The sequence below is a fragment of the Bacillus sp. XF8 genome (genome assembly GCF_017498755.1).
In the GTDB taxonomy this organism is placed as follows: Bacteria; Bacillota; Bacilli; order Bacillales; family Bacillaceae_G; genus Bacillus_A; species Bacillus_A bingmayongensis.
The window spans coordinates 25,639-38,127 of the sequence record NZ_JAGDQK010000003.1 but is presented as its reverse complement, the minus strand read 5'-3'; the positions used below and the strand labels follow the sequence as shown (position 1 = coordinate 38,127).

Here is a 12,489-nt window from a genome sequence, read left to right as displayed (position 1 = left end):
TCATTATGAGTAAACCGAAATATAATCGTGTTGTTTTAAAGCTAAGCGGTGAAGCTTTAGCTGGTGAAAAAGGATTTGGAATTAACCCAGCTGTTATTAAATCAGTTGCAGAACAAGTGAAAGAAATTGCAGAACTTGATGTAGAGGTTGCTGTTGTTGTTGGTGGCGGTAACATTTGGCGTGGGAAAATCGGAAGCGAAATGGGCATGGATCGTGCAGGAGCGGACTACATGGGCATGTTAGCAACCGTTATGAATTCATTAGCACTTCAAGATAGTTTGGAGAACATTGGGATTCAAACACGTGTTCAAACTTCTATTGAAATGCGTCAAGTGGCAGAACCTTACATTCGTCGTAAAGCAGTTCGTCACTTAGAGAAGAAACGTGTTGTTATTTTCGCGGCAGGTACAGGTAACCCATACTTCTCTACGGATACAACTGCAGCATTACGTGCAGCGGAAATTGAAGCTGATGTTATTTTAATGGCGAAAAACAATGTAGATGGCGTATATAATGCAGATCCATCTATTGACCCAACAGCTACGAAATATGAAACACTTACTTACTTAGATGTATTAAAAGAAGGTTTAGGTGTAATGGATTCTACTGCTTCTTCTTTATGTATGGATAATGATATTCCATTAATTGTATTCTCAGTTATGGAAAAAGGTAATATTAAACGTGCCGTTTTAGGCGAAAATATTGGAACAATTGTAAGGGGGAAATAAACATGGGACAACAAGTATTAAAAACTGCAAATGAAAAAATGGAAAAAGCAGTTGCTGCTTATTCTCGTGAGTTAGCTTCAGTTCGTGCTGGTCGTGCAAGCGCGTCTGCATTAGATAAAGTACAAGTTGATTATTATGGTGCACCAACACCTGTTGTGCAATTAGCGAATATTACAGTGCCTGAAGCACGTTTACTTGTAATTCAACCGTATGATAAAACATCTATCGGTGATATTGAAAAAGCAATTTTAAAAGCTGATTTAGGATTAAATCCTTCTAACGACGGATCAGTAATTCGTATCGCATTCCCTGCATTAACAGAAGAACGTCGTAAAGACCTAGTAAAAACTGTTAAGAAATATGCTGAAGAGGCAAAAGTAGCGGTTCGTAACGTACGTCGTGATGCTAATGATGATCTTAAAAAACTTGAAAAAGCTGGCGAGATTACAGAAGACGACTTAAGAGGATATACAGAAGATATCCAAAAAGAAACAGATAAATATATTGCAAAAGTTGACGAAATCGCAAAAAACAAAGAAAAAGAAATCATGGAAGTGTAATAGCGATACCTTCGCAAATATGACCCTCTTCTTAAGGGGGTCTTTTTACACTTTTAGGCATACGTCTGCTTGTTGGAGGGTATGAATGATGTTTAAAAAGTTTCCTTTTTTTAAAGGTAAAAAGGTCACATCGTTTGATCATCTCATTGAAGAAGTGAAAAAGGGGCATATCCCAGAGCACATTGCAATCATTATGGATGGTAATGGAAGATGGGCGAAAAGAAGAGCAATGCCTCGTATTGCTGGACATCATGAAGGAATGCAAGTAGTAAAAAAAATTACGAAATTTGCTAGTAAACTTGATGTGAAAGTGCTGACTCTTTATGCTTTTTCAACTGAGAACTGGAAAAGACCGAAAAAGGAAGTCGATTATTTAATGAAGCTTCCAGAAGAATTTTTAGGTACATTTTTACCAGAATTGATTGAAGAAAATGTACAAGTCCGAGTAATTGGACAAAAAGATCGTCTTCCTACGCATACGCGCAGAGCGATGGAGAAGGCCATGGAAGATACAAAAGAGAACACGGGATTAATTCTTAATTTTGCGTTAAACTATGGAAGTCGCGATGAAATCGTTTCTGCTGTGCAACATATGATGAAAGATAACGAAGAAGGGAAAGTTCGTTCAGAAGATATAAATGAAGAAATGCTTTCTTCATACTTAATGACAAGTTCTTTACCTGACCCAGACTTGCTTATTCGTACAAGTGGGGAATTGCGTATTAGTAATTTCATGCTATGGCAAATTGCGTATTCGGAGCTTTGGTTTACAGATGTGTATTGGCCAGATTTTACCGAGGAACATTTGCTAAATGCGATTACAGACTTTCAACATAGAGGGCGCAGATTCGGAGGCGTGTAGAAAGAGAGGGTTTGGTAGTGAAACAGAGAATTATTACTGGAGTGATTGCTGCCGCGCTATTCATTCCCATCGTATTTTACGGTGGCGTGCCTTTTACAGTTTTAGTGTATGCACTTGCTTCAATTGGATTATATGAATTAGTTCGTATGAACAAGCTTACACTTATTTCGGTACCAACGTTTTTAGCTGCATTATTATTATGGATTATTTTAGTTCCCAGTAATGCATTAGGATTTTTTGATTGGATTGGATTAGATAAATTAGAAATCACATTTTTGATTGTTTTATTACTTTTATCATATACAGTCCTTTCGAAGAATACATTTACTTTTGACAATGCTTCATTTTTACTTATGGCAACAACGTATGTTGCAATGGGGTTCTTATATTTAAATGAAACGAGAATAGCAGGAATCCATTATGTGTTTTATGCATTATTTGTCATTTGGGCAACTGATTCAGGCGCATATTTCATAGGAAAAGCAATTGGAAAAAGAAAATTGTGGCCAGAGATTAGTCCGAATAAAACGATAGAAGGTTCATTAGGTGGTATTGTTTGCGGGATTGTCGTTGCTTTTGTATACAATATGTTTTTCACAGTTCAAGGAAATGTTGGAATGTTAATTGTTGTTACAATCGCAATCTCTATTTTTGGACAAATTGGTGATTTAGTACAATCTGCATTTAAACGTCATTACGGTGTGAAAGATTCAGGTACAATCTTACCTGGACACGGTGGAATATTAGATCGAACAGATAGTTGGTTGTTCGTATTACCAATTTTACATTTCTTACATTTCATTTCATAATAAAACGAGGGGTTGGAGTTATGAAAAACATTAGTTTATTAGGTGCAAGTGGGTCAATTGGAACGCAAACTTTAGATGTACTGCGCTTGCATCCAGACCAATTCCGTCTCGTTGCTTTTTCTGTAGGGAAAAATATTGATTACGCACTAAAAGTCATTCAAGAATTTTCTCCTCAGCTTGTTTCTGTACAAAGAGAAGAAGATGTTGTAAGGTTACAATCCGTTTCTGGAAATACAAAAGTAGTATACGGTGACGAAGGACTATTAGAGGTAGCTCTTCACCCAGATGCAGAAGTTGTAATCAATGCTGTTGTAGGTAGCGTAGGATTGTTACCTACACTTCGTGCAATTGAGGCGAAAAAGACAATTGGAATTGCGAATAAAGAAACATTAGTAACTGCGGGGCATATTGTAATGGAAGCTGCACGCAAACATAATGTGCCGCTACTTCCAGTAGATAGTGAGCATTCGGCTATTTTTCAATGTTTGAATGGAGAAAATGAAAAGCGAATTTCCCGCTTAATTATCACTGCTTCAGGTGGAAGTTTCCGTGATAAAAAGAGAGATGAATTATATCATGTGACTGTGGAAGATGCGCTTCGTCATCCTAACTGGTCAATGGGTTCGAAAATTACAATTGATTCTGCTACAATGATGAATAAGGGGCTGGAAGTGATTGAAGCACATTGGCTTTTCGGCATACCTTATGAGCAAATCGATGTTGTTTTACATAAAGAAAGCATTATTCATTCTATGGTTGAATTTGAAGATCGTAGTGTAATGGCACAGCTCGGCTCACCAGATATGCGTGTACCAATTCAATATGCACTTACATATCCTGACAGGTTTCCTCTCTCTGATACAAAACAGTTAAATCTATGGGAAATTGGAACACTGCATTTTGAACAAATGAATCAAGAGCGTTTCCGTTGCCTGCGTTTTGCGTATGAAGCTGGAAAGATGGGCGGGAGCATGCCAGCTGTAATGAATGCGGCAAATGAAGTAGCTGTAGCAGCCTTTTTACAAAAGAAAATTGGTTTCTTAACAGTAGAAGACCTCATTGAAAAAGCAATGCACCATCACAATGTCATTGCACGTCCGAGCTTAGAGGAAATTCAGGAAATTGATGCAGCCACAAGACGATTTGTGATGGAACAAATTTAGCAAAGGTGGTTATGGGATTGAATACAGCGATTGCCTTTATATTAATTTTCGGTGCACTCGTATTTTTCCATGAGCTAGGGCATCTATATTTCGCAAAAAGAGCAGGTATTTTATGCCGCGAGTTTGCAATTGGTTTTGGACCAAAAATATTTTCATTTGAAAAGAATGAAACGGTTTATACAGTTCGGCTACTACCTCTTGGAGGCTATGTTAGAATGGCTGGCGAGGATGCAGAAACGGTTGAATTAAAACCGGGAAAAAAAGTTGGACTTGTGTTAAATGAAAACGAAGAGGTTATGAAATTAGTTTTAGACGGGCACGAAAAGTATCCAAATGTTCGCGTGATTGAAGTAGAACAAGCTGATTTAGAACATCATCTCACGATTTCTGGTTACGAAGAGTATGAAGAGGAATTGCAAACATTCCGCGTAAACGAAAAAGCTCGTATTGTGTCAGCGGGAGAAGAAATACAAATTGCACCGTTTAACAGACAATTTGGTTCTAAAACGTTAGGACAGCGAGCATTAACAATCTTTGCAGGTCCTGCTATGAACTTCATTCTTGCATTTGTTATTTTTGTTATCATCGGATTGGTACAAGGCATTCCAGTTGATAAGCCGATGATTGGTAAAGTAATGAAGGGTAGTGTTGCAGAACAAGCAGGATTGAAACAAGATGATACGATTCAAGCAATCGATGGGAAAGATACGAGTTCATGGAAAGATGTTGTAACGATTGTACGAGAAAACCCAAATAAGGAAATTACGCTTCATGTACAACGTGATAGCGAGAAATTTAATGTGAAAGTAACGCCAACTGCTGATACAGAAGGTAAAGAAAAGGTTGGTAGAATTGGTGTATACTCTCCTGTAGAAAAATCTATCTTTGGCTCTATTAAATCAGGATTTGAGCAGACGTATACTTGGACAAAATTAATTTTTGATTCCTTAGTAAAATTAGTGACGGGTCAGTTTTCTATTAATGATTTATCAGGTCCGGTAGGGATTTATAATTTAACAGACCAAGTAGTAGATTATGGTGTCATTCGTGTTCTTAGTTTGGCAGCTGTTTTAAGTATAAATCTTGGTTTATTTAACTTATTACCGGTTCCCGCTCTTGATGGAGGACGCTTGTTCTTCTTCTTAATTGAAGCTTTACGAGGGAAACCAATAGATCGTCAAAAAGAAGGAATGGTTCACTTTATTGGTTTTGCGTTATTAATGTTACTTATGTTAGTTGTAACGTGGAATGACATTCGGAAGTTTTTCTTGTAAAATAAAGTGAAACTTGTAGTAAGTGTGAATTTCACAATATTTTTTGTGGATAGTGAATGAAATGAATAGAGCTCTGAGAGTTGTAATCCCTCACCTAATTTGAGGTGGGGGGTTTTACTGCGTATTAGAGTAAAATAAAGAGGTGCGAATAGATGAAACAAAGTATGGTATTTAGTCCTACATTACGTGAAGTGCCAGCAGATGCTGAGATTAAAAGTCATCAATTGCTACTTCGTGCAGGATTTATGCGTCAAAATGCTTCTGGTATTTATAGCTTTTTACCACTTGGGCTAAAGGTGTTGCATAAAGTGGAGCGTATTGTTCGAGAAGAAATGGAGCGTGCAGGGGCTGTAGAATTATTAATGCCAGCATTACAAGCGGCTGAATTATGGCAAGAATCAGGTCGCTGGTATTCTTACGGTTCTGAATTAATGCGTATGAAAGATCGTAACGATCGTGAGTTTGCATTAGGAGCAACGCATGAAGAAGTTATTACTGATCTTGTCCGTGATGAGATTAAGTCTTACAAAAAATTGCCTTTAACACTATATCAAATTCAAACAAAATTCCGTGATGAGCAACGACCACGTTTTGGTTTATTACGTGGAAGAGAGTTTTTAATGAAAGATGCCTATTCTTTCCATGCAACACAAGAAAGTTTAGATGAAGTTTATAGCCGTTTATATCAAGCCTATTCTAATATCTTTGCTCGTTGTGGTTTGAATTTCCGTGCGGTTATTGCTGATTCTGGAGCAATGGGTGGTAAAGATACACATGAATTTATGGCGTTATCTGATGTAGGGGAAGATACAATTGCGTACTCTGATACATCTGATTATGCAGCGAATATTGAAATGGCTCCTGTTGTTGCTACTTATACAAAGAGCGATGAAGCAGAAAAAGCACTTGAAAAAGTAGCAACGCCAGACCAAAAGGCAATTGAAGAAGTATCTGCATTTTTAAACATTGAAGCAGCTAATTGTATTAAATCTATGGTATTTAAAGTAGATGAGAAATTTGTTGTTGTACTTGTTCGTGGAGACCACGAAGTAAATGATGTAAAAGTGAAGAACGTATATGGTGCTTCAGTTGTTGAGCTTGCTTCACATGAAGAGGTAAGAAGTCTATTAAATTGTGAAGTAGGTTCTTTAGGTCCGATTGGTGTAACTGGTGATGTTGAAGTAATCGCTGACCATGCTGTAGCAGCAATTGTAAATGGTTGCTGTGGTGCAAATGAAGAAGGATTCCATTATGTAAATGTAAATCCAGAGCGTGACTTCAAAGTAAGTCAATATACAGATTTACGTTTCATTCAAGAAGGAGATCAATCTCCAGATGGAAATGGGACAATTCGTTTTGCTCGTGGTATCGAAGTTGGACATGTATTTAAATTAGGTACACGTTATAGCGAAGCAATGAATGCAACGTTCTTAGACGAGAATGGAAAAACGAAGCCACTTATCATGGGATGCTACGGCATTGGGGTATCTCGTACAGTTGCAGCAATTGCTGAGCAATTTAACGATGAGAATGGTCTAGTTTGGCCAAAAGCTGTTGCGCCATTCCATGTACATGTAATTCCAGTAAATATGAAATCTGACGCACAGCGCGAAGTGGGCGAAACGATCTACAATTCATTACAAGAACAAGGTTATGAAGTATTGTTAGATGATCGTGCAGAACGTGCAGGTGTTAAATTTGCTGATGCAGACTTATTCGGTCTTCCAGTTCGAGTAACAGTGGGGAAAAAAGCTGATGAAGGCATCGTTGAAGTAAAAGTCCGTGCTACAAATGAATCTACAGAAGTAAAAGTAGAAGAACTTCATGCATACATTGCTAATATTTTAAAATAAGAAGAGGTACCTCCAGGTGAGGTACCTTCTCTTTCTTTGTAGAGTAAGCTTTTTAGTAAAGAAGTAAGAAACCTTCTTTGCCGAACGGAACATTTCAATTTATAATAGCAAATGGAAGGAGGTTGCTTATGTCGTTAACAAATGAACAACAAGAGCGATTTCAAATTTTGCTCCAGCAGTTGCAAATGCCTGAAGACCTTATAAATCAATATTTACAAGGTGGTGGCATACAAAGACTAGTTGTCGATAAAGCAAATAAAAGTTGGCATTTTGATTTACAAGTACCACGTATTTTACCAATAGAATTATATGAATTGCTTGAAACACAGCTTAAGCAGTCATTTTCGCATATTGCAAAAACGTCATTTGCACTAGAAACAGAGAATAAACAATTTACGGAAGAAGAGGTCAAGGCATATTGGCCACTTTGTACAGAGCGAATTACTTTTTCGCCTATGTTTGCGTATTTAAAAAAGCAACTTCCTCATGTAAACGGAGTGAAGTTGTTACTTGATGTGAATAATGAATTAGAATCTACAGCATTAAAGAAAAATCTTGCGAAGCCAGTCGGTGATCAATATGAAGTTTTCGGATTTCCACGTTTCCAGCTGGAAACAAATATAAAGCAAAACGAAGAGGAAGTTCAAAAATTTCGGGAACAAACACAGCAAGAGGATCGTCAGCGTGTTATACAAGCTATGGAAGAGATGGCTAAGAAGCAAGCCGAAGAAAGCGACATTGTACACGAAGGGCCGATTGTGCTCGGGTATCTTATTAAGCCTGATGAAGAAATCACACCGATGCGAGAAATTCAAGATGAAGAAAGACGAAAAACCGTCCAGGGTTATGTCTTCCATGTGGAAACAAAAGAACTCCGTAGTGGACGTACGTTATTAACTTTAAAAATAACGGACTATACGGATTCCATTATGATTAAGATGTTCTCGCGTGATAAAGAGGACCTTCCGCTTCTGCAATCATTGAAAAAAGGAATGTGGGTAAAAGCGCGAGGTTCAGTTCAAAATGATACGTTTGTCCGTGATTTAGTCATGATTGCGAACGATATTAATGAAATAACAGGACCTTCTCGTAAAGATAAAGCACCTGAAGGAGAAAAACGAGTAGAGCTACATTTGCATACACCAATGAGTCAAATGGATGCTGTTACATCAGTATCTAATCTCGTTGCACAAGCTGGAAAATGGGGACATGAAGCGATTGCGGTTACAGACCATGCAGTTGCACAGTCTTTCCCAGAAGCGTATTCTGCTGGTAAAAAAGCAGGTGTAAAAGTCATTTACGGTGTAGAAGCCAACTTAGTAAATGACGGTGTTCCTATTGCTTACAATGAAGAACATCGACTACTTGCAGATGAAACATATGTTGTTTTTGACGTCGAAACGACAGGGTTATCGGCTGTATATGATACGGTTATCGAATTAGCAGCAGTAAAAGTCAAAGGTGGCGAAATTATTGATCGCTTTGAATCGTTTGCGAACCCACATCAACCGTTATCAGCGACGATTATTGAGTTGACAGGTATTACAGATGATATGTTGACGGATGCACCAGAGGTAGACGAAGTATTTAAAAGGTTTGAGAAATGGATTGGCGACCATACATTGGTTGCCCATAATGCAAGCTTTGATATGGGATTCTTAAATGTTGGATTTAAGAAATGTGGATTAGACAAGCCGAAAAATCCAGTTATTGATACATTGGAGTTAGCTAGATTCTTATTCCCAGAGATGAAGAACCACCGCTTAAATACGATGTGTAAAAAGCTCGACATTGAATTAACACAACATCACCGTGCAATTTATGATACAGAAGCAACGGGATATTTACTTGTGAAAATGTTAAAAGATGTGATTGAAAAAGGTTTTGAATATCACGATCAATTAAATGACAGCATGGGACAAGGAGATGCGTATAAACGTGGACGTCCAAGTCATACGACACTACTTGCAACATCAGATGTTGGTTTGAAAAATTTATATAAGCTTGTTTCATATTCTCATTTGAATTATTTTTACCGCGTACCACGGGTGCCACGTTCTTTATTAAAAAAGTATCGCGAAGGTATATTAGTTGGTACAGCTTGTGATAAAGGTGAAGTATTTGAAGCGATGATGCAAAAGGCCCCTGAAGAGGTAGAAGAGATTGCGCAGTTCTATGATTACATTGAGGTTATGCCTCCAGAAGTGTTGCGTCATTTAGTGGAGCTTGAACTTGTGAGAGATGAAGGACAACTAAAAACGATCATTTCTAATTTAGTAAAATTAGGTGAAACGTTAGACAAACCTGTTGTTGCTACAGGGAATGTACATTATCTTAATCCAGAAGATGCAATGTATCGCAAAATTTTAGTAAGTTCACAAGGCGGGGCGAATCCATTAAATCGTCATTCATTACCGCCCGTATATTTCCGGACAACAGATGAAATGCTAGATTGCTTCTCGTTCTTAGGAGAAGAGAAGGCGAAAGAAATTGTTGTGACAAATACACAAAAGATCGCATCATTGATTGGTGACGTTCATCCAGTAAAAGATGACCTATACACACCGAAAATTGAAGGTGCAGACGATGAAACGCGTGACATGAGTTACAAAATGGCACGTAGCATTTATGGAGAAGAACTACCAGAAATCGTAGAAGCCCGTTTGGAAAAAGAATTAAAAAGTATTATTGGACATGGATTTGCCGTTATTTATTTGATTTCGCATAAGCTCGTGAAAAAATCATTAGTAGATGGCTATCTTGTAGGTTCGCGTGGATCGGTAGGGTCATCATTTGTTGCGACAATGATGGAGATTACGGAAGTAAACCCATTACCACCACATTATGTATGTCCAAAGTGTAAGCAGTCAGAGTTCTTTAATGATGGTTCTGTAGGTTCTGGTTTTGATTTACCGGATAAAGATTGTCCAACATGTAACATTCCATATGTAAAAGATGGACATGATATTCCGTTTGAAACGTTCCTTGGTTTTAAAGGAGATAAGGTACCGGATATCGATTTGAATTTCTCTGGAGAATACCAACCACGTGCTCATAACTATACGAAAGTGCTGTTCGGTGAGGACTATGTATATCGCGCTGGAACAATCGGTACAGTTGCAGAGAAAACAGCTTACGGTTATGTAAAAGGTTATGCGTCTGACCATAATTTAACCATTCGAAATGCTGAGGTTGATCGTCTTGTTGCTGGTTGTACAGGTGTAAAACGTACAACGGGGCAGCATCCAGGTGGTATTATCGTTGTGCCAGACTACATGGATATTTTTGATTTTTCACCAATTCAATTCCCTGCCGATTCAGTAGGCGCGGAGTGGAGAACGACACACTTTGATTTTCATTCTATTCATGATAATTTGTTGAAACTAGATATACTAGGGCACGATGATCCAACCGTTATTCGTATGCTACAAGATTTAAGCGGCGTAGATCCGAAAACAATACCGACAGATGATCCAGAAGTAATGAAAATCTTCTCTGGTCCAGAATCATTAGGTGTAACAGAAGAACAAATTAATTGTAAAACAGGTACACTTGGTATTCCAGAGTTTGGAACGAAATTCGTAAGACAGATGTTAGAAGAAACAAAGCCAACGACATTCTCAGAGCTTGTCCAAATTTCTGGACTATCCCATGGTACAGACGTATGGCTTGGTAATGCTAACGAACTGATTTATAACGGTACATGTACACTAAGCGAAGTTATCGGTTGTCGTGATGATATTATGGTCTACCTGATTTATCAAGGATTGGATCCATCCTTAGCGTTTAAAATCATGGAATCGGTGCGTAAAGGTAAAGGTGTACCGGAAGAGTGGGAAGAGGAAATGCGTAATAACAATGTACCTGGTTGGTATATTGATTCTTGTAAAAAGATTAAGTACATGTTCCCTAAGGCCCATGCGGCTGCTTATGTACTTATGGCTGTGCGTATCGCTTATTTCAAAGTGCATTTTGCACTCTTATTCTACGCAGCATACTTTACAGTACGTGCAGATGATTTTGATGTAGATGCGATGGTGAAAGGCTCAGCATCAATTCGTGCAAGAGTTGATGAAATTGCGCAAAAAGGATTGGATGCTTCTCCGAAAGAGAAAAGTTTACTCACAGTGTTAGAAATGACACTTGAAATGTGTGAGCGTGGTTACTCATTCCAAAAGGTTGATTTATATCGTTCACATGCAACTGACTTTATTATTGATGGAGATACGTTAATCCCTCCATTTAATGCAATACCTGGTCTTGGTACAAATGCCGCATTAAGTATTGTGGCGGCACGCGAAAACGGCGAGTTTTTATCGAAGGAAGACTTGCAGCAGCGCAGTAAGATTTCTAAAACAATTATTGAGTATTTAGATAGTCAAGGTTGTTTAGGCGACTTGCCAGATCAAAACCAATTGTCGCTGTTCTAGAGGTAGGAAAAGTCTTTGCAAATCGCTATTTGCTATGTTATACTATTAACCGAGATAACCATGTCATGTATATTTTGCAAAAAAAAGAGTGGGGAAACCCACTCTTTCGTGTTACTATCTATGTTTTATCTACGTATGTAGGTGAGACATTTCTGTCCTATATACATATTTTGTTACAAGTTTTACTTCTTAAATTTGGTAATACTAAGACAGATATTCCCTGCTTAACGGCAGGGGCTTTTGTTAGCTAACAAGAAAGAATAAGATAGGTCGTTATAAATGAGGCGGATCTTTTCTTTCAAATGGTACATGGCGGCAGGAAGGAGGCTGTTTATGGATAAGAAAGTCACAGAAGTTGTTGAAGCACTTGCGCAGCCGATTGTTGAAGAGTTAAATCTTGAACTTGTAGATGTAGAATATGTGAAAGAAGGAAAAGACTGGTTCCTACGCGTATTCATCGATTCTGAAACAGGAGTAGACATTGAAGAATGCGGTGCGGTAAGTGAACGTTTAAGCGAAGCTTTAGATAAAGAGGATCCAATTCCTCATCTTTACTTTTTGGATGTATCATCTCCTGGAGCAGAACGCCCATTAAAGAAAGAAAAAGACTTCCAGCAAGCGGTAGGAAAGCAAGTGGCAATTAAAACATATGAGCCGATTGATGGTGAAAAGATGTTTGAAGGAAAGCTACTTTCCTATGATGGTACAACAATTACACTACTATTAACAATTAAAACACGTAAAAAAGAAATCCAAATTCCAATGGACAAAGTTGCGAATGCGCGACTTGCTGTTACGTTTTAGTAAGAA

General features: G+C 38.0%; 9 protein-coding genes. All 9 read left to right on the top strand.

Going from position 1 to position 12,489, the window contains the following annotated elements; genetic code table 11:
• The first annotated feature begins 5 nt into the window (after nt 1-5).
• The 9 genes from pyrH (at nt 6) to rimP (ending at nt 12,483) form a co-directional block, all read left to right on the top strand.
• A complete protein-coding gene (gene pyrH, locus J4P91_RS03400) occupies nt 6-728 on the top strand; it encodes a UMP kinase (protein ID WP_017151255.1) in 723 nt (240 codons plus the stop codon).
• Between the two features lie 2 nt (nt 729-730).
• Nucleotides 731-1,288, top strand: a complete 558-nt coding sequence (gene frr / locus J4P91_RS03395; RefSeq protein ID WP_017151256.1) for a ribosome recycling factor — start codon at nt 731-733, stop codon at nt 1,286-1,288.
• Between the two features lie 85 nt (nt 1,289-1,373).
• Nucleotides 1,374-2,150, top strand: a complete 777-nt coding sequence (uppS, locus tag J4P91_RS03390) for an undecaprenyl pyrophosphate synthase (RefSeq protein ID WP_017151257.1) — start codon at nt 1,374-1,376, stop codon at nt 2,148-2,150.
• Between the two features lie 17 nt (nt 2,151-2,167).
• On the top strand, nt 2,168-2,959 hold the full coding sequence (locus tag J4P91_RS03385; RefSeq protein ID WP_207992968.1) for a phosphatidate cytidylyltransferase: 792 nt from the start codon (nt 2,168-2,170) through the stop codon (nt 2,957-2,959).
• A gap of 20 nt (nt 2,960-2,979) precedes the next feature.
• Nucleotides 2,980-4,122, top strand: coding sequence for a 1-deoxy-D-xylulose-5-phosphate reductoisomerase (gene dxr / locus J4P91_RS03380; protein WP_207992967.1), 1,143 nt, complete (start codon nt 2,980-2,982; stop codon nt 4,120-4,122).
• Nucleotides 4,123-4,139: 17 nt separating this feature from the next.
• The gene (gene rseP, locus J4P91_RS03375; protein ID WP_207992966.1) at nt 4,140-5,396 is read left to right on the top strand and encodes an RIP metalloprotease RseP; all 1,257 of its coding nucleotides are present in this window, start codon (nt 4,140-4,142) and stop codon (nt 5,394-5,396) included.
• 152 nt (nt 5,397-5,548) lie between these two features.
• A complete protein-coding gene (locus J4P91_RS03370) occupies nt 5,549-7,249 on the top strand; it encodes a proline--tRNA ligase (RefSeq protein WP_207992965.1) in 1,701 nt (566 codons plus the stop codon).
• A 128-nt stretch (nt 7,250-7,377) separates the two neighbouring features.
• A complete protein-coding gene (locus tag J4P91_RS03365) occupies nt 7,378-11,679 on the top strand; it encodes a PolC-type DNA polymerase III (protein ID WP_207992964.1) in 4,302 nt (1,433 codons plus the stop codon).
• A gap of 333 nt (nt 11,680-12,012) precedes the next feature.
• Nucleotides 12,013-12,483: a ribosome maturation factor RimP gene (gene rimP, locus J4P91_RS03360; protein ID WP_017151263.1), complete on the top strand. Its 471-nt coding sequence runs from the start codon at nt 12,013-12,015 to the stop codon at nt 12,481-12,483.
• Nucleotides 12,484-12,489 lie beyond the last annotated feature (6 nt).